We start from the raw sequence: 18,617 nt of genomic DNA, 5'->3' as shown, positions 1-18,617 counted from the left end.
AAGCGGAATCTTCGTCGAAATGGCGGCCGGAGACTGAAAGTCGAGCGATTTTCAGCAATTTCAACGATTTTTTTGTCAAAAACCGCGCGGGTTGCAAGCGAAAAGCTTAAATTTCGACCGAAATTGGGAATATTCGCGATGTCTGATGCTCTCTTTCTGGCTTGTGGTGAAGATTAAAATATATGCAAATGACTAAATAATAACCTTCCAGATTTTGCGCCAATCGGTTGTTTTTTAGGCGGATTCTGCTTGAATGGCCGGATGGACAATCAACTCGCCGACCTTCTCCTCACTCCCGCCGAAATGACCGCCGTCGATGCCGCAGCAGCGGCCTCGGGCATCGACAGTTTCAGGCTCATGCTGCAGGCGGGCGCCGGCGTGGCGGCGGCCTTTCTGCGGCACTATCCCTCTGCGCGGAGGGCCGTCGTGTTGTGCGGTCCCGGCAACAATGGCGGCGACGGGTATGTTGCGGCGCTGTGTCTGCGGGATAGCGGTGTCGAGGTTGTGGTGTTTCATCTGGGTGACCCCGCTCGGCTCAAGGGCGACGCTGCGCGGGCCTTTAACGGCTGGCTTGGCAAGGGGGCGACTATCGAGGCTTATGAACCCGCAGACGGTGACGTCGTGATCGACGCGCTGTTCGGGGCCGGGTTGACGCGGGCCGTGCCCGAAGTCGTCAGTGCGGTAATCGTGCGTATAGAGGAAGCTCGCCTGCCGGTGCTTGCCGTCGACCTGCCATCCGGCGTCGACGGCCGGACGGGCATGGTGCTGGGGGCCGCATTTGCCGCCGAGCGGACGATCACCTTCATGACACGCAAGCCGGGACATCTGCTGATGCCTGGCCGAGAGCTTTCGGGCGTGCTCGAGGTGCTCGACATCGGCATACCCGCACGGATCGTGCGCGGGCAGGCGTCGGGCAAGCTGGCGGAGAACCGGCCCGAACGATGGGAGCGGTGGCTGCCGTCGTCTGGGCATGAGACGCACAAGTATAAGCGCGGCCACCTCGTCGTCTTCTCCGGCGAGAAGGGCAAGACGGGAGCGGCGCGGATGTCGGCCATGTCCGGATTGAAGGCCGGCGCCGGGCTGGTGACGATCGCCTCGCCTGCGGATGCCATGGACGAGAACGCGACGCATCTGACGGCCGTGATGCTGCACGGCATCGATGGGGATGCCGAACTGCTGGATTGGCTGAAGGATGAGCGGTTGCGCAGCTTCGTGCTTGGGCCGGGCTTTGGGGCCGGCGAGAAGGCGCGTGGTTTTGTGGCGGCACTCGCGGCGCGGCATCTGGTTCTGGATGCCGATGGCATCACGTCCTTCCGCGAGGATCCCGAGGCGCTGTTCGCATTGTTCGCGGAAGGTGAGACGCGGCTGGTCCTGACGCCGCATGAGGGAGAGTTTTCGCGGCTGTTTCCCGATATCGCCGCCGACCACAATCTCGGCAAGGCCGACAAGGCGCTGGCGGCCGCGGCGCGGGCCAATGCGGCCATCGTCTACAAGGGGCCCGACACCGTGATCGCCTCGCCGGATGGGCGGGCGCTGATCAACACCAACGCGCCGATCTGGCTTGCTACCGCCGGCTCCGGCGATGTGCTGGCGGGGATCATTGGCGCGCTGATGGCGCAGGGGCTGCCGGCTTTCGAGGCGGCGGCCGCTGGCGTCTACATGCACGGCGAAGCGGGCAACCGGGCCGGCAAGGGTCTGACGGCGGAAGACCTCGTCAGCCACGTGCTGCCACTTTGATTACTTGCCGACCTCTTCCTGCAGCGCGATGGCGCCGAAGGGAGCGTTGACCTTGCCCTCGTGGATCATGAAGGCGAAAACGTCACGTGGCTCGACCTTGACCTTGCGGTCGCTGTCAATAAGCGGCAGATCATCAGGCACATTGCCCTCGGCCCAGCTCTCCAGGCGCTTGGCCCAGGCTTTCAGCTCCTTTGGCGGATAGCAGGTCCGGATTTCGTCCGAGCCCTTCTGCAGGCGCGTGTAGACGAAATCGGCGGTGACATCGGCCACCATCGGATAATCGAAATGCTCAGCGACAACCGGGGCGACGCCGTATTTCGCGAGCAGCGCCACGAACTCCGGCACCTTGAAGCTGTCGTGACGGACCTCGACGACATGTTTAAGCGGCAGGCCATCTTGCTTGTCCGGAAGCAGCTTCAGGAAGCCCTCGAAATCCTCTGGCTCGAACTTCTTCGTCGGCGCGAACTGCCAGAGGATGGGGCCGAGATGCGGGCCGAGCTCGACGATGCCCTGGCCGAGAAAGCGCTCGACGGATTCGCCGGCTTCGGAGAGAATCTTGCGATTGGTGCTGAAGCGGCTGGCCTTGAGCGAGAAGATGAAACCCTCGGGTACATCGGCGGCCCACTTGGCAAAGGTCTCGGGCTTTTGCGAGCTGTAATAGGTGCCGTTGACCTCGATGACCTTCAGTTGCCGGCTGGCATAATTCAGCTCGTCCTTCTGCTTCAGCGTGGACGGGAAGAAGTGGTTGCGCCAGGGCTCGAACGTCCAGCCGCCGATGCCGACGCGAATGGTGCCGGGTTTTGTCATCAATTCCTCCTCGTTGAAGTTCGCGAAGTCGTTGTCTATTATCTCTCTATCGATCATCGAAAGGCATTCCGATGACAATCGTAAGCGTGCCCAAGGCCAATACCGAACTCTCTGAACTCCTCAGCCGTGTTGAAGCCGGCGAGGAGATTATTCTGGCACGCGACGACAAGCCGTTGGTGAAACTGGTGCCGGTGGAGCCTTCCACCGCGACGCCGCGCCTTCCTGGCCGTTTTGCCTATCTCCGAGATAAGCTTCCACCCGATTTGTTTCTCGAACCACTGTCCGAAGACGAACTTGAGGCTTGGGAAGGGAAATACTCATTTCCCGGTGACAACGGGCAATGAAGTATCTGTTGGATACGCACGCTTTGGCTTGGTGGCTGCTTGACTTGCCACGACTTGGCCCGAACGCGCGTACAGCGATCTCCTCGCCAGAAAATGCTATCTTCGTCAGCGCCGTATCCGCCTTCGAAATCGCAACTAAACATCGTCACGGCAAGTGGCCTGAGATGGAACCTTTGGTCACCGATTTTGAAGGAACATTGCGAGCGGAACGCTTCGCACAACTGCCCATTTCAATGCCACACTCCTTCCTCGCTGGTCACATGCCCGGCACTCATCGCGATCCCTTCGACCGCATGCTTGCCGCTCAATGCAAGCTCGAAAACCTCTCGCTCATATCGGTCGATCCCGCCTTCCGGGAATTCGGGATCGACGTCGTCTGGTAGCGGCGGATCACTCCGCCGCCTGCACCTTCTTCACTGGCCGCCGCTCCAGCAGTTCCTTCAGGAACTGGCCGGTATAGGACCGCTTTTCCTTGACGATCGCCTCGGGCGTACCTGAGGCCACGATCTCACCGCCGCCGTCACCGCCCTCGGGGCCGAAGTCGAGGACCCAGTCGGCGGTCTTGATGACCTCGAGGTTGTGCTCGATGACGACGACCGAGTTGCCCTGGTTGACCAGTTCGTGCAGCATTTCGAGCAGCTTCGCCACGTCGTGGAAGTGCAGGCCGGTCGTCGGTTCGTCGAGAATGTAGAGCGTGCGGCCGGTCGAGCGCTTCGAGAGTTCCTTGGCGAGCTTGACGCGCTGGGCTTCGCCGCCGGAGAGCGTGTTCGCCTGCTGGCCGACCTTGATGTAGCCGAGGCCGACATCGAAGAGGGCCTGCAGCTTGTCGCGCACGGCGGGGACAGCGGCGAAGAATTCGACGCCTTCCTCGACGGTCATATCCAGCACGTCGGCGATCGACTTCTGCTTGAAGGTGACGTCGAGCGTTTCGCGGTTGTAGCGCTTGCCGTGGCAGACGTCGCAGGTCACGTAGACATCAGGCAGGAAGTGCATCTCGATCTTGATGACGCCGTCGCCCTGGCAGGCCTCGCAGCGGCCGCCCTTGACGTTGAAGGAGAAGCGGCCAGGCTGGTAGCCACGTGCCTTTGCTTCCGGCAGGCCGGCGAACCAGTCGCGGATCGGCGTGAAGGCGCCGGTATAGGTGGCCGGGTTGGAGCGTGGCGTGCGACCGATCGGCGACTGGTCGATGTCGATGACCTTGTCGATATGCTCGAAGCCGTCGATGCGGTCGTGATCCGCCGGGATTTCGCGCGCGCCCATGACGCGGCGTGCGGCGGACTTGTAGAGCGTCTCGATCAGGAAGGTGGACTTGCCGCCACCGGACACACCGGTGACCGCGGTGAAGACGCCGAGCGGGATCGATGCCGTAACGTTCTTCAAATTGTTGCCGCGGGCGCCGACAACCTTGATTTCCTTACCCTTCTTAACCTTCCGGCGCTCTTCGGGAACGGTGACGCCGAGCTCGCCCGACAGGTATTTACCGGTCAGTGACTTCGGGTTGGCCATGATATCCTGCGGCGTGCCGTGCGCGATCACCTGGCCCCCATGGATGCCGGCGGCGGGGCCGATATCGACGACGTCGTCAGCCTGCAGGATGGCGTCCTCGTCGTGCTCGACGACGATGACTGTGTTGCCGATATCGCGCAGGTGCTTCAGCGTTTCCAGCAGGCGGGCATTGTCGCGCTGGTGCAGGCCGATCGATGGCTCGTCGAGCACGTAGAGAACGCCGGTGAGGCCGGAGCCGATCTGCGAGGCCAGGCGGATGCGCTGGCTTTCGCCGCCCGAGAGCGTGCCGGAATTGCGCGAGAGGCTGAGATATTCGAGGCCGACGTCGTTCAGGAAGCGCAGGCGGTCTCTGATCTCTTTCAGGATGCGGACGGCGATCTCGTTCTGCTTGGCGTTAAAGCTATCCGGCAGCGTTTCGAACCAGTCGCGGGCGATGCGGATCGACATGTCGGTGACCTGGCCGATGTGCAGCTTGTTGACCTTCACGGCCAGCGCTTCCGGCTTCAGACGGAAGCCGTTGCAGGACGGGCAGGGCGCCGCCGACATGTAGCGCTCGATCTCCTCACGCGCCCAGGCGCTGTCGGTTTCCTTCCAGCGGCGCTCGAGGTTGGTGATGATGCCTTCGAAATTCTTGTGCGTCGTATAGGAGCGGGCGCCATCGACATAATGGAACTCGATCTTTTCCTCGGTGCCGTTGAGGATGACGTCCTGCGCCTTGGCGGAGAGGTCGTTCCAGCGGGCGCCGAGCTTGAAGCCGAAATGCTTGCCGAGTGCTTCCAGCGTCTGGTTGTAATACGGAGAGGACGACTTGGCCCATGGGGCGATTGCGCCGTCGCGCAGGGTGCGCTCGGGCTCCGGCACGATCAGGTTGGCGTCGATCTTCTGTTGGGCGCCAAGGCCGTCGCAGGTCGGGCAGGCGCCGGCCGGATTGTTGAAGGAGAACAGGCGCGGCTCGATCTCCGAGATCGTGAAGCCGGAGACGGGGCAGGCGAATTTTTCCGAGAAGAGAACGCGTTCGTGCGTTTCGTTGAGCGACTTATTGGCAGAGCCGCCGGCGGCGGTTTCTTCCATTGGCAGCGGCTTGTCGGCAAATTCAGCGATGGCGAGGCCGTCGGCGAGCTTCAGCGAGGTCTCCAAGCTGTCGGCAAGACGCGCCGAGACATCGGCGCGCACGACGACGCGGTCGACGACGATATCGATGTCGTGCTTGTATTTCTTGTCGAGCGCGGGAGCGTCGGCGATCTCGTAGAACTGGCCGTCGATCTTGACGCGCTGGAAGCCCTTCTTCATGAGCTCGGCGAGTTCCTTCTTGTACTCGCCCTTGCGGCCGCGCACGAGCGGCGCCAGGATGAAGAGGCGCGTGCCTTCCTCGAAGGCGAGAATGCGGTCGACCATCTGGCTGACGGTCTGGCTCTCGATCGGCAGGCCGGTGGCCGGCGAATAGGGAACGCCGACGCGCGCGAAGAGCAAGCGCATATAGTCGTAGATCTCGGTGACGGTACCAACAGTCGAGCGCGGGTTGCGCGAGGTCGTCTTCTGCTCGATCGAGATTGCTGGCGACAGGCCGTCGATCTGGTCGACATCGGGCTTCTGCATCATTTCGAGGAACTGGCGGGCATAGGCCGACAGGCTCTCGACATAGCGGCGCTGGCCCTCGGCATAAATGGTGTCGAAGGCGAGCGAGGATTTGCCCGATCCCGACAGGCCGGTCATGACGATCAGCTTGTTGCGCGGCAGATCGAGGTCGATGCCCTTCAGATTGTGCTCGCGCGCGCCACGGATTGAAATCGTCTTCAGTTCGCTCATCGTCTTCTGCTTCAATGTCTCGGGGGGATAAGAAGAGCCTTTATGTAGTGATGCCGGCTGGCGAGTCGAGGCTGAATATCCCTGTGGTTCACGCTTTTCGATTCCGTTGACAGGATGATAATGATAAAATAGAACAAATAAAGAACAAATTTCGTTGTGGATTAACGAAGCTCAACCGCACACCGGTGAAGGCCGATGGGGTAAGGTGTTGTCAATTTCGTTGCGCATGTTGCGAGCTTCGCAATATCGGCAACACGACAAGAAGGTGAAAAGTATGGCTGGCAGCGTGAACAAGGTAATTCTGATCGGAAACGTGGGTGCAGACCCCGAAATCCGTCGGACGCAGGACGGCCGGCCGATCGCCAACCTCCGCATCGCGACATCGGAGACCTGGCGCGACCGCAATTCGGGCGAGCGCCGCGAAAAGACCGAGTGGCACACCGTGGTCGTCTTCAACGAAGGCCTGTGCAAGGTCGTCGAGCAGTACGTCAAGAAGGGCGCCAAGCTCTATATCGAAGGCGCGCTGCAGACCCGCAAGTGGCAGGACCAGCAGGGCCAGGATCGTTATTCCACGGAAGTCGTGCTGCAAGGCTTCGGCTCGACGCTGACGATGCTCGATGGACGCGGCGAAGGCGGCGGCGATCGGTCTGGCGGCGGTTACGGCGGTGGCCGTGGCAGCAATGCTGGTGGTGGCGACTTCGGCGGTGGCGGCGGTTACGGCGACGATTACGGTTCGCCTTCGCAGTCGTCCGGCCGTGGTGGATCGGGCGGTGGTTCGTCTTCCGGCGGTGGCGGCAATTTCTCGCGCGATCTGGACGACGATATTCCGTTTTGATCGAACGACAGACCGAAAGGTTTCAGACGGCGCGCCTCGGGGCGCGCCGTTTGCGTTTTAACTGAAAGCTCAGACGGGCGAGGGAACGAGGTTCATCGCCGACTTGATGCCATCGACGACGAACTGGGTCGCCAAAGCCGCCAGGATGACGCCGAGCAGGCGGGTCAGGATGGCGCGGCCGGTGACGCCGAGGAAGCGGTCCAGCCGATCGGCGATCAAGAGCGCGAGGAAGAGAAGCAGCAGGCTCGCGGCGATCACGATGATCAGCTGTGCCAGCTCGAAGGCCGTCTGCATCGAGCCTGCGATCAGGATGGTCGCGGAGATGGCGCCCGGGCCCGAGATCAGCGGGATGGCCAGCGGGAAGACGGCGATGTTCTGGATATGGTCGACGGTGATCGCCGCTGTGCCAGTCTTCTCCTTGCGATCCTGGCGCTTCTCGAACACCATTTCAAAGGCGATCCAGAAGAGCAGCAGGCCGCCGGCGATGCGGAAGGCGCCGATCGAGATGCCGAGGACACCCAGCACGCTCGATCCGAAGAGCGCGAAGACGGCGAGAATGATGAAAGCGATGATCGTGCCGCGCAGCGCCACCTGCTTGCGCTGGGCCCTGCTCATGCCGACGGTGAGGCCGAGGAAGATCGGCGCGAGACCGGGCGGGTCGATCGTCACGAGCAGGGTTGTGAAGGCGTTGATCAGTTGGTCGGCGCTTGCCATCATGTCTCCGTATACCCGTATCCGGGCTTGGTTTTCGCGCGATTGTGATGTGGGCAAACCGATTTTGCAAATGGCGCGGCGTGCGTGATGGTGATTGGGGCGCATAAGCCTCGTTTTGCCCTGATTAGACCGTAAAAGCCTGTTCAAAACCTCCTGCAAAATTGGCTTAGGAACAGCCTTTCCGCTATAAATCTTCAAGTGATTCTAGAAGAGATGTGATCCATTTTGACTGAGCAAACACCCCCCGGCGGCGGGAAGCTCCCGCCAGGCATCGAGCCGATCTCCATTATGGAGGAAATGCAGCGGTCGTATCTCGATTACGCGATGAGCGTTATCGTCAGCCGCGCGCTTCCTGACGTGCGCGACGGCCTCAAGCCCGTGCACCGGCGCATCCTCTACGGCATGTCCGAGCTCGGCATCGACTGGAACAAGAAATACGTCAAATGCGCCCGCGTAACCGGGGACGTGATGGGTAAATACCATCCGCACGGCAACACCGCGATCTACGACGCGCTGGCGCGTATGGCGCAGGACTGGTCTCTTCGCCTTCCGCTCATCGACGGCCAGGGCAACTTCGGCTCCGTCGACGGCGATCCGCCAGCGGCCGAACGCTACACCGAATGCCGTCTGGAGAAGGCCGCGCATTCGCTGCTCGACGATCTCGACAAGGAAACGGTCGATTTCCGCGACAACTACGACGGCACGCTCTCCGAGCCCGTGGTCGTTCCCGCGAAATTCCCGAACCTGCTCGTCAACGGTGCCGGCGGTATCGCCGTCGGCATGGCGACCAATATTCCGCCGCATAATCTCGTCGAAGTCATCAATGGCTGTATCGCGCTTATCGACGATCCGGCGATCGAACTGCCCGAGATGATGCAGATCATTCCGGGTCCCGATTTCCCGACCGGCGCGAAGATCCTCGGCCGTTCCGGCATCCGCTCGGCCTACGAGACGGGCCGTGGCTCTGTCATCATGCGCGGTGTCGCGACGATCGAGCCGATGCGCGGCGATCGCGAACAGATCATCATCACCGAGATCCCGTATCAGGTGAACAAGTCGACGATGATCGAGAAGATGGCTGAGCTGGTGCGCGACAAGCGCATCGAGGGCATCTCCGACCTGCGCGACGAATCCGACCGTCAGGGCTACCGCGTCGTCGTCGAGCTGAAGCGCGACGCCAATGCCGACGTGATCCTGAACCAGCTCTATCGCTACACCCCGCTGCAGACCTCCTTCGGCTGCAACATGGTGGCGCTGAACGGTGGCAAGCCGGAACAGCTGCAGCTGCTCGACATGCTGCGCGCCTTCGTCTCGTTCCGCGAGGAAGTCGTTAGCCGGCGTACCAAATTCCTGCTGCGCAAGGCTCGCGAGCGCGCGCACGTCTTGGTCGGTCTGGCGATCGCTGTCGCCAATATCGACGAAGTTATCCGCGTCATCCGCCAGGCGCCGGACCCGCAGTCGGCCCGCGAAGAGCTGATGACCCGCCGCTGGCCGGCGCATGACGTCGAAAGCCTGATCCGGCTGATCGACGATCCGCGCCACCGCATCAACGAAGACATGACCTACAACCTCTCGGAAGAGCAGGCACGGGCCATTCTCGAGCTGCGTCTCGCCCGTCTGACGGCCCTTGGTCGCGACGAAATCGGCGACGAACTCAACAAGATCGGCGAGGAAATCAAGGATTACCTCGATATCCTGTCGTCGCGTGTGCGCATCCAGTCGATCGTCAAGGACGAGCTTGCTGCTGTCCGCGACGAGTTCGGCACGCCGCGCCGCACCGAGATCATGGATGGCGGCCTCGAGATGGACGATGAAGATCTCATCGCCCGCGAGGACATGGTCGTCACGGTCTCGCATCTCGGGTACATCAAGCGTGTGCCGCTGACCACCTACCGTGCGCAGCGTCGCGGCGGAAAGGGCCGCTCCGGCATGACCACGCGTGACGAAGATTTCGTTAGCCAGCTATTCGTGCTCAACACGCATACGCCGGTTCTGTTCTTCTCGTCGCGCGGCATCGTCTACAAGGAAAAGGTCTATCGCCTGCCGATCGGCACGCCGACCTCGCGCGGCAAGGCGATGATCAACATGCTGCCGCTTGCTCCAGGCGAGCGCATCACCACCATCCTGCCGCTGCCGGAGGACGAGGACAGCTGGGCAACGCTCGACGTGATGTTCTCGACTACGCGCGGCACCGTTCGCCGCAATAAGCTGAGCGACTTCGTCCAGGTCAACCGCAACGGCAAGATCGCGATGAAGCTCGAGGAAGAGGGCGACGAAATCCTCTCCGTCGAGACCTGCACCGAGCATGACGACGTGCTGCTGACGACGGCGCTCGGCCAGTGCATCCGCTTCGCGGTCGACGACGTCCGCGTCTTCGCGGGCCGCAACTCGATCGGCGTACGAGGGATCAACCTCGGCGACAACGACCGCATCATCTCGATGACGATCGTCGGCCATGTCGATGCCGAGCCGTGGGAACGCGCCGCCTATCTGAAGCGCGCTGCCAACGAGCGTCGCCTGACGACGGGCGAGGCCGAGGAAATCGCGCTGGTTGGCGAGGAAGTCACCGAAGAGGGACAGCTGAGCGACGAGCGCTACGAAGAGCTGAAGGCACGCGAACAGTACGTGCTGACGGTTTCCGAGAAGGGCTACGGCAAGCGGTCTTCCTCCTACGACTTCCGCATCTCCGGCCGTGGCGGCAAGGGCATCCGCGCCACCGATACGTCGAAGACGGGCGAGATCGGCGAACTCGTCGCTGCCTTCCCTGTCGATGACAACGACCAGATCATGCTGGTTTCGGATGGTGGTCAGCTCATCCGCGTGCCTGTCGGCGGTATCCGCATCGCCAGCCGCGCGACAAAGGGCGTGACCATCTTCTCGACCGCCAAGGACGAGAAGGTCGTGTCGGTCGAGCGCATCCGCGATCCGGAAGACGAGGTCGAGGAAGGTGCCGAGAACGGCGATGAAACCGCCGTTGTGCCGGGCGAAGAGCCGGCCGCAGAGACTGGCGATGAAACGCCGCCGGACGCCGAGGCGTAAGAGTTTCCGTGCACCGGATTTCCGGTGGGTGGATGTGAATTGAAATAGAAGGGCCGGACCTTATGGGTTCGGCCCTTTTCGTTTGAGTTGCGGAGGTCTTGGCGCCGCTCTCAGCGAGCTTTCCGTGCGGATGTCGATGGCTCTGCGGACGGCGAAAGAGATGTTGTTTTTCCTGGTAAATCCCTGGGTTGCGGTCCGCATTGTTTTTGGTGAATATTCCTCATGATGCAACCAAATGGCGATTCGCGGACAAGATGGAGGATCTGCCCGCCGATCGCTCGATGACCAGTAGGAGGACGTCATGCACCCGTATTTGCTGCAATCGCAAGAGACCGCGCGAGCCTCGGATCTCCTTGACGTGGCCGATATCGCGCAGAAGCGGATGCTCGTTATATCGGCTGCGAGAGCGATCCATCGCATGCATGCCGAACTGGGCATCGATCTCGCTCAGAGCGAGTTGCGGCGCGGCCATATCGTCTACGACCTCGCGGAACTTGCAACGCTGATCGATGACGGCGTGCCAGATCATGTGGTGGCGTCCGGGCTGAAGGAAGCTGCGGAGGTAATGGCAAGTCTTTGCCATTTGCTGACGGAGAATGCTGCCGCGGAGTGAGTTTTCGACGCCGTGATCGGACGTGCCAGTGATGACCTTCGGGCATTACCGCCCAGTCACCCAAACAAAAAGGCCGCATCGTTTCCGATGCGGCCTTTTGTTTGTCTCTCGTTGCGCCTCAGTTCAGGCGGCCTGCCGCGTGCGCGAGCATGGTGTAGACCTTGCCGGTGTCGGAGGTTAGGTAGGACTGGGTGATCGTCCGGTCGCGGTCAGTGCGGGCGACGTCGGCGAGCAGCTTTTCGAAGTCGGCGATGTAGCGGTTGACAGCGGTGCGGAATTCCGGCTCGCGGTCATACTTGTGCTTGATCTCGTCGAAGGTCTGCTGGCCCTTCAGCGTGTAGAGGCGGCGCGTGAAGACGTCGCGTTCGCCACGCTGGTAGCGGCGCCACAGATCGACCGAGGCATCGTGGTCGATGGCGCGGGCGATGTCGACGGAGAGCGAGTTCAGCGATTCCACCACGTGGCGCGGATTGCGGTTGTCGCCGGCGCGCGGTGCCTGGGGAGCCGGTGCCTCTACGCGGGGTGCCGGCTGGCGGGCAACTGCTTCCTCGGCGCTTTCGTCGCGCGATGCGCCGCGCAGCAGGTCGCTGATCCAGCCGCCGGATGCCGGCGATGCGGCAGGCGCCTGGGTTACGGCAGGAGCGCGCTGCGGCGTCGCGGGCGTTGCTGCCGCAGTGCCGAGCGAACCGCGCAGGCCGAAGCCTTCGATCGAGGAGGGCGGAATGGCGGCCGCGGCCGGGGTCGGCAACGGCGCAGGGGCCGGTACGGGAGCCGGTTGCGGCTGCTGCTGGATCGCGGGCTGCACCGGCGCCTGGCGCGGCGCAGGTTGTGGCTGCGGCTGCTGGGGCTGGGCAAGCGTGCGGGCGGCGGGCTCGGAAACTTCGAGCTGCTGCGTCGAGCGGCCGACGATGTGCGAGATGTCCTGCAGCGCCTTGATCTGCTCGGAGACGGCGCGGCGCATGGCGGCGGCGCTTTCCTTTGCTTCCTCGGGCAGGTCGAACGCGCCGCGCTTCAGCTCGCTGCGCGTCATGTCGAGTTCCTTGCGGATATCGCCGGCGGAGCGGCGGATTTCCTCGGTGGCGCCGGAGAAGCGGGCGACGGCTTCGTCGACGGCTTCGCGCAGCGATTCACGCATCTGCTGTGCCGCGCCATCCGACAGGCGACCTGCGTCGCCCATCATGCGCTCGACTTCCGACAGCGATGCCGTCAGGCCGCCGCGAACGCGGTTGGCGAGTTCGCCGGAACGGCGCTCGGCATTGCCAAGCGTAGTGTCGAGCGTCGCGTTGACGTCTTCGCTGGCCTTGCTGACGCTGCTGCGCATGGCTTCGGCGGCTTCAGCGGCGCGCTTTTCGGCATCCGAGAGCGTAGTGCTGATATCGGCGAAGGAGGACTGGACGCCCTGGCGCAGGTTATGGCTGACTTGGTTCGAGCGCTGTTCGGCGCGATCGAAGGCCGAGTCGACCATGCTGCCGAGTGCACGCATCGTCTTTTCGATGTCTTCCGAGCGCTGGACGAGGCCGACCGAGAGCGTCTGCAGGGCGGATTCGCGATCTTCCAGGGTCGAGACGAGGTTGGACTGGGCGGCGCCGAGCAGGCTGGAGGCCTGCGTCAGAACCTTGGAGTGCTCGTCGAAGCGGCCGATGATGCTGCCGACCTGCGACAGCGTCTGGCCGGAGATGTCGGAGAGGCGGTCGACCTTGCCTTCGAGAAGGCGGGTCGAGGCCGCGACCATCTCAGCCGCCTTGGAGGCCGAGTCGGTGAAGCGCGAGGTGGTGTCGCCGAGGCGGCCGTCCACTGCGCCCAGCTCTTCGGCCGCGCGGGTCATCATCTGGCCCATGACCATGCTGTTGTCGGACAGGCGGTCGATCAGGCGGTTGACGTTGGACAGCAGGCTGTTTTCGATCGCATCGACGGCAGAGGTGGCGCGTTCGGTGCGGGCGTTGATCGCGTCGATCAGGGCGGTGTTTTCCGCGCGCAGGCGCTCGGTGCTCTGGTCGCTCGCCGCCGTGAGCTGTGCGGCACTCTGCTCGCTGGCAGCGGTGATCTGTGCGGCACTCTGTTCGCCGGCAGACGTGATCTGCGCTGCGGCCTCGCGGCCGGTCTGCGCATAGCGATCGATCATCGGGCGGGCGGTCTCGTCGAGAATGCGCGACAATTCGGTCGTGCGGCCTGCGAGCATGGAGTTCAGCTCGCGGGTGCGGTCGTCGAGGGCGGCGCGTATCGAGCTGCCGCGTGCCTCGAGCGCCTGCTCAACCGTGTTGAGCGTGCCGTCGAGTTCGCGCGAGCGCTCTTCAAGGCCGCTGCGGATCGCGTTGCCGCGTGCTTCGAGCGCGCGGTCGACATCGGCCATGGTGGAGGCGATCTCTTCGCTGGCGCTTGCGATCGTCGTGCGGATATCCGTGCCGTGGCTGGCGAAGGTGTTCTGCGCGTCGTTCAGTGCCTTGGAGATGGCGCCGACCTGGCCGCTGACGAGCGTTTCGGCCTCGGCCACCTTGTTGATGATGGCGTTGCCCGCTTCGGAGAAGGTCTGGGCGACGGCTGCGGCCTGGCCGGCGAGGCGGTTCTGCGCCTCGGAGACGCGGCCGACGATCTGCTCGGAGCGTTCACCCATCGAGCGGGCGAAATCGCTGCTCTTGGCGTCGAGGCCTTCGGCGAACTGTTGGCCGGTCTGGCTGAGGGAGGCTGCAGCGCGCGTGGCTTCCTCATCCATGCCCTGCGTGGTGTCGGCAACCGCGCTGCGCAGCGAGGCGGCGAGGCCGGCGGCCTTGCCTTCGATGGTGCGGTTGACAGCGTCCAGGCCGACGTTGAGCGCGCGGTCCATGGTGGACAGGCGTTCGTCGATCTTCGCGGTGCCACGGTCCATGGCTTCGCCGATGCCTGCCGTGCGGGCGTCGATGCCATCAGTCAGGTTGGCGGCGCGGCTGTCGATCTCGGAGGCAAGGTGGCTGGTACGGCCATCGATCGTCTCGGAGAACTTGGCAATGCTGTCATCCACGGCGGACGCGATGCGGCCGGAGGTTTCGTCGCTGAGCGCGCCGAGCCTGGAGATGCCGTCCGTCAGCGTGCCGGTCAGGCGTTCGCCTGCGGCATCGACCTGCTGCGCAACACCACCGACGCCGTCGCGGATACGGTTTTCGAGCGCTGCGAGGCCGGCTTCGACACGCGAGCCAGTGTCGGCGAAGCGGCCGGTCATGCCTTCGATCGACTGGTCGAGATGCGAGGCGAAGCTCTCCGTCGAGCGGGAGATTTCGTCGGCAGCATTCTGGAAGCGGCCGGCGATGTTGCCGGTGCTGTCGCGCAGGCGGTCTTCGAGCGACTGGGCGCTGTTGTCGATCGCCTGGCGGATCGAGGCTTCGCGATCTTCCAGCGACATTTCGAGCATGCTGACGCTTGCGGCGATGGAGGCGCCGATCGTCGTCGCCTGGTCGGAGAGCGTTTCGCCGATCTGGTTATGCGCCTCGTTGAGCGTCAGGTTGATCGCCTGGGTGCGGTCGTCGAGCGTTGCGCGGATGCGGGCATGCGCCGAGACGAGGCCGTCTTCCAGCTTGGTCGTGGCATTGCCGGTCAGCGCCTCGAAGCGGTCGGCCGCGGAGGTCAGGCCACCTTCGATGCGATCAGTGCCATCGGTGATGGTGCTGGAGATCGAGGAGGCGTGCTCGGCCAGCGTCCGTTCCAGGCGCTGCTGGTTCTCGGTGTAGGCGCCGCGGATTTCCTGCGCCTTGTCGGTGAAGGCGCCGGCGACGCGGGCTTCGGCTCCGGCGACGCTATCGATCAGCGCGTTGGTACGGGCGTCCAGAACCTCGTCGAAGCGGCTCTGGCTGTCGCCAAGCGAGATGGCGAGCGCCATGGACTTTTCGGCCAGCGTGTCGGCGAGGCGGTCGTGCACGTCGGCAACCGTGTCGTTGATCGACTTGGCATTCTGCGAAAGCGTGCTTTCGATACGGTCGTGGCCGCTGACGAGCGAGTTCGCGATGCTTTCGGCATGGTGGCCGAGCGTATCCTCGAGGCGCGAATGGCCTTCGTTGAGCGCGATCGCGAGACCCATGGCCTTGTCGTCGAGGGCTTCGTTGATCCGGTCGTGGCCGCTGGCGAGAGATGTCGCGATGTTGCCGGCATGGCGGCCGAGCGTGTCTTCGAGGCGCGAGTGGCCTTCGTTGAGCGTGATCGCGAGGCCCATCGACTTGTCTTCGAGCGCTTCGCTGATGCGGTCGTGACCGCTGGAGAGCGAGGCAGCAATGCCGTCAGCGTGGTGCGCCAGCGTATCGGCGAGGCGGCCCTGGCTGTCGTCGAGCGAGATGGCGAATGCCATGGCGCGGTCGTCGATCGCTTCGGTGAGCTTCTCCTGGCCGGCGGCGAGCGACTGCGAGATCGCTTCCGCGCGGGTGTCGAGCGCGGTCTCGATCAGGCTGCGGCCTTCGTTGATCGAGGCGTTGAAGGCGGCGCTGCGTTCGGCAATAGCGTCGGCGAGCTTGCGTTCGCCTGCTGCCAGCGACTGCGAGATGGCGCCGGCATGCGAGCCGAGCGTATCCTCGATGCGGCTGTGGCCTTCATTCAGCGAGATGGCGAGCGCCATGGCGCGGTCGTCGAGCGTCTCGGCAAGGCGATCATGACCGGACGCGATGGAGCCGGCTATGGCGTCGACCTGCGAGCCAAGCGTCTCCTCGAAGCGGCTCTGGCTTTCGTTGAGCGAGATCGCGAGCGCCATGGCCTTGTCATCGAGCGTATCGGCGAGGCGGTCATGGCTGCCGGTGACGGCTTCGATGATCGCTTCCGAGCGGCTTGCAAGGGTGTTTTCGAAGCGCGACTGGCTGTCGGAAAGGGCGCCGAGGAAGACGCCGCTGCGCGCCGACATGACGTCGTCGATGCGCTCATGGGCGGAATCCAGCGCCTGGGTGATATCCTCAGCGCGCTTGGAGATCGTGGTGTTCAGTTCGTCGGCACGGCCGAAGGCCGAGGTGATCTGGTCGGTACCAGCCGAAACAGCCGAGCTCAGATCCGAGGTCGTCGACAGCAGCGTGTCGCGGAATTCGGTGGCGCGGGCCGACAGGTTGTTGTGAAGCTCAGACGTGCCGGAGGCGAGCGCCAGCGAGATTTCGGATGTGGCGTGGCTGAGCGCCGAGGTCATTTCCGTGGTGCGCGCGCCGATGGCGCTGGCCACTTCGTCCACCTTGTCGGTGAGGGTGCTTTCCAGGATTTCGCGTCCGGTCGAAAGCGCTGTCGTCAGCGCGAAGGACTGGTCGGTCAGCGACGAGCCGATGCGCTCGATGCTGGAGCTCAGAATGCCGTTCAGCGAGTCCGAGCCGCCGGTCAGCGTGTCGTTGATGCGGTTCAGGCTCTCCATCAGCTTGGTGTCGAGCGTGCCGGCGCGCTTGTCGAAGGCGTTGGCGAATTCTGCGACACGTTCGTCGAAGGAGGTGGACAGCTGGGCGACGGTCGCCTGCAGACGCTCGTCGAAGAAGCCGGAACGCAGGTCGAGGTCCATGATCGTGTCATCGACGCTGGACTGCAGGCTGTGGCGGAAGCTGGTGCCGCGTTCATCGAGCGTGCTGTTCAGCTTGGCGAGAACGTCATCCAGCGTGCTGGTGATGGTGCGTTCGCCGCCCGTCAGGCTCTCGTTGATATCGCGGGTGCGCGCGATCAGGATCTCGTTCAGCTGGCGGGCACGGTCGTTGAGGGCGGCGTTCAGCTTCTCGGCATTGCTGTCCATGGTGGACGCACGCGTCTCGAACTGGCTGAGAATGGTGTTGCCGTGGTCGCTCAGGCTAGACGTCAGCGAATCCAGGCGGTTATCGAACTCGTTGGCGAGCGCGAAACCGGAGGAGGTCAGCGTCTGCAGCAGCGAATCGGTCTTGGCGGCGAGCAGCGTGCCAAGCGACTGGATGGCGGATTCAGACTTCTCGGTGATCGTGGCGGCGCGCGTGTCGATCATCGAGGCGAAGGCTTCGCCCGAGGTCGCGAGGCGCACGGCGATTTCTTCGGTCGCCAGCGACAGGTCTTCGCGCAGCTGGTCGTGAACGCCGACGATCGAGGTGCGGATGCGCTCGGCGTGATTGACGATCGCCTCACGCTCGGAGCCGAGTTCGTGGACGAGACCGCGCACGCGCAGTTCGTTGTCGGCGTAGCTGCGCTCCAGCGCGTTGACTTCGGAGTGGACGAGGGTCTCGAGTTCGGAGGCGCGCGCGATGGTGCGCTCGATGCCTTCGTTCATGGCGGAGACTTCACGACGAACGGCCTGGCCGACCGTCATGATGCGTTCCGACGCGATGGTTTCCGGCTCGGAGAGGCGAAGTGCCACTTCCGCCATAGAGCGGGCGGCGTTTCGCATGTCCTGGGCGCGGGCCATCATGATGGCGAAAGCGTAGAACAGAAGAACCGGGATGATGATGCCGACGAGACCGGCGATCACGCCGGGTAGGGCGACGAGGTCCGAAATCGAGCGGATCTGCCAGATCTGCGGCGAATAGAGGAGCGACATCAGGCCGAGGCCGCCGACGATCCACAGAAGCGAAACAAGCGTGGCGTTGCGCAGCGCCGGACGGGCGGAGCCGTTGTCGAGGGATTTCAAGAGCGAAGCGGGGCTGACCCGGCTGCCGTCGTTGGCGGCAAAGGCCGGCGCGCGCGATCCCTGCTCGGGAGAGCGAGGTGTAGCGGCGCGCTGCTGCTTGGCATCGTCTTTACGCTGATTGCGGACAGTTGGCTTTTCGGACACTTTTGCCTCCGAGGCGTCTTGCTTCCTGACTTGTGGAGACGGCGTATCATCGTCCTCGAAGTCGATCTGCAGGGCTTCATCCAGCGCCTTGAACGCCTTGTCCTCGATCGATTCGTTGTACTTGTTGTTCGCCATTCCGTTACGCCTCGTTACATCTCAGCCGGTCTACACGCATCCGGGTTTCCGCGTCACCCGAACAAACCTTGCCTCTGAACCTGTCCGCCCAAAATTCGTAGAGCGGATAAGTATGTCATTTCAGAGTGGATAGCTGCTTTCGCACACTTACGGTATCAAAACATTACCATTATCCACTTGGCGAGCAAAGGCTTCCACAACCCAGCTCTCCCAGTCGTATCGTAGTGACACATCCGGACCTGCTAGACAATTAACGCCTTCGGTCAAATGCCGAGTTATTAACGCTTGATTAACCTGACTTAACGCCGGCGCGGCCTTGAAATCCAATGTGTTAGAAGTGTTTGACGGGCGTTAACCATATGACGAGAAATT

The 18,617-nt window shown here is 63.1% G+C and carries 10 protein-coding genes; 6 read left to right on the top strand and 4 right to left on the bottom strand.

Features of this window, described 5'->3' with window-relative positions; all coding sequences use genetic code 11:
* Nucleotides 1–261 precede the first annotated feature (261 nt).
* Nucleotides 262–1,737: a bifunctional ADP-dependent NAD(P)H-hydrate dehydratase/NAD(P)H-hydrate epimerase gene (locus D460_RS0120980; RefSeq protein ID WP_018900555.1), complete on the top strand. Its 1,476-nt coding sequence runs from the start codon at nucleotides 262–264 to the stop codon at nucleotides 1,735–1,737.
* Here D460_RS0120980 and D460_RS0120975 read toward each other — a convergent pair whose 3' ends face one another.
* Nucleotides 1,738–2,544 carry a DUF72 domain-containing protein gene (locus D460_RS0120975; protein WP_026283363.1) on the bottom strand — a complete coding sequence of 269 codons (807 nt, stop codon included), beginning with the start codon at nucleotides 2,542–2,544 and terminating at the stop codon, nucleotides 1,738–1,740.
* Nucleotides 2,545–2,615: 71 nt separating this feature from the next.
* Between D460_RS0120975 and D460_RS0120970 the strand changes: the two genes are divergently transcribed.
* Both D460_RS0120970 and D460_RS33440 read left to right on the top strand, forming a co-directional pair.
* A complete protein-coding gene (locus tag D460_RS0120970) occupies nucleotides 2,616–2,888 on the top strand; it encodes a type II toxin-antitoxin system prevent-host-death family antitoxin (RefSeq protein ID WP_018900553.1) in 273 nt (90 codons plus the stop codon).
* Nucleotides 2,885–3,271, top strand: a complete 387-nt coding sequence (locus D460_RS33440) for a type II toxin-antitoxin system VapC family toxin (protein ID WP_018900552.1) — start codon at nucleotides 2,885–2,887, stop codon at nucleotides 3,269–3,271. The genes D460_RS0120970 and D460_RS33440 overlap by 4 nt, the downstream gene beginning before the upstream one ends.
* Nucleotides 3,272–3,278: 7 nt before the next feature.
* Here D460_RS33440 and uvrA read toward each other — a convergent pair whose 3' ends face one another.
* Nucleotides 3,279–6,200 (bottom strand): excinuclease ABC subunit UvrA, encoded by a 2,922-nt coding sequence (gene uvrA, locus D460_RS0120960; RefSeq protein ID WP_026283362.1) that lies wholly within the window; start codon nucleotides 6,198–6,200, stop codon nucleotides 3,279–3,281.
* A gap of 274 nt (nucleotides 6,201–6,474) precedes the next feature.
* Here uvrA and D460_RS0120955 point away from each other — a divergent pair, with 274 nt between their 5' ends.
* Nucleotides 6,475–7,035 carry a single-stranded DNA-binding protein gene (locus D460_RS0120955; RefSeq protein ID WP_018900550.1) on the top strand — a complete coding sequence of 187 codons (561 nt, stop codon included), beginning with the start codon at nucleotides 6,475–6,477 and terminating at the stop codon, nucleotides 7,033–7,035.
* A 69-nt stretch (nucleotides 7,036–7,104) separates the two neighbouring features.
* Here D460_RS0120955 and D460_RS0120950 read toward each other — a convergent pair whose 3' ends face one another.
* A complete protein-coding gene (locus tag D460_RS0120950; RefSeq protein WP_018900549.1) occupies nucleotides 7,105–7,749 on the bottom strand; it encodes a MarC family protein in 645 nt (214 codons plus the stop codon).
* Nucleotides 7,750–7,974: 225 nt separating this feature from the next.
* Here D460_RS0120950 and gyrA point away from each other — a divergent pair, with 225 nt between their 5' ends.
* Together gyrA and D460_RS0120940 are read left to right on the top strand one after the other, a co-directional pair.
* On the top strand, nucleotides 7,975–10,788 hold the full coding sequence (gene gyrA, locus D460_RS0120945; RefSeq protein ID WP_026283361.1) for a DNA gyrase subunit A: 2,814 nt from the start codon (nucleotides 7,975–7,977) through the stop codon (nucleotides 10,786–10,788).
* 301 nt (nucleotides 10,789–11,089) lie between these two features.
* Nucleotides 11,090–11,401, top strand: a complete 312-nt coding sequence (locus tag D460_RS0120940) for a hypothetical protein (protein WP_018900547.1) — start codon at nucleotides 11,090–11,092, stop codon at nucleotides 11,399–11,401.
* Between the two features lie 118 nt (nucleotides 11,402–11,519).
* Here D460_RS0120940 and D460_RS0120935 read toward each other — a convergent pair whose 3' ends face one another.
* Nucleotides 11,520–18,245 (bottom strand): hypothetical protein, encoded by a 6,726-nt coding sequence (locus D460_RS0120935; RefSeq protein WP_018900546.1) that lies wholly within the window; start codon nucleotides 18,243–18,245, stop codon nucleotides 11,520–11,522.
* Nucleotides 18,246–18,617: the final 372 nt, after the last annotated feature.

The organism is Rhizobium sp. 2MFCol3.1 (assembly GCF_000377565.1).
In the GTDB taxonomy this organism is placed as follows: domain Bacteria; phylum Pseudomonadota; class Alphaproteobacteria; order Rhizobiales; family Rhizobiaceae; genus Rhizobium.
This window is presented reverse-complemented; position numbering and strand designations above follow the sequence as displayed.

What these genes read in the sequence shown, in the direction of transcription:
- D460_RS0120980 (WP_018900555.1), top strand. Translation starts at nt 262, where the DNA reads ATGGACAATCAACTCGCCGACCTTCTCCTCACTCCCGCCGAAATGACC.
- D460_RS0120975 (WP_026283363.1), bottom strand. Translation starts at nt 2,544, where the DNA reads ATGACAAAACCCGGCACCATTCGCGTCGGCATCGGCGGCTGGACGTTC.
- D460_RS0120970 (WP_018900553.1), top strand. Translation starts at nt 2,616, where the DNA reads ATGACAATCGTAAGCGTGCCCAAGGCCAATACCGAACTCTCTGAACTC.
- D460_RS33440 (WP_018900552.1), top strand. Translation starts at nt 2,885, where the DNA reads ATGAAGTATCTGTTGGATACGCACGCTTTGGCTTGGTGGCTGCTTGAC.
- uvrA (WP_026283362.1), bottom strand. Translation starts at nt 6,200, where the DNA reads ATGAGCGAACTGAAGACGATTTCAATCCGTGGCGCGCGCGAGCACAAT.
- D460_RS0120955 (WP_018900550.1), top strand. Translation starts at nt 6,475, where the DNA reads ATGGCTGGCAGCGTGAACAAGGTAATTCTGATCGGAAACGTGGGTGCA.
- D460_RS0120950 (WP_018900549.1), bottom strand. Translation starts at nt 7,749, where the DNA reads ATGGCAAGCGCCGACCAACTGATCAACGCCTTCACAACCCTGCTCGTG.
- D460_RS0120940 (WP_018900547.1), top strand. Translation starts at nt 11,090, where the DNA reads ATGCACCCGTATTTGCTGCAATCGCAAGAGACCGCGCGAGCCTCGGAT.
- D460_RS0120935 (WP_018900546.1), bottom strand. Translation starts at nt 18,245, where the DNA reads ATGGCGAACAACAAGTACAACGAATCGATCGAGGACAAGGCGTTCAAG.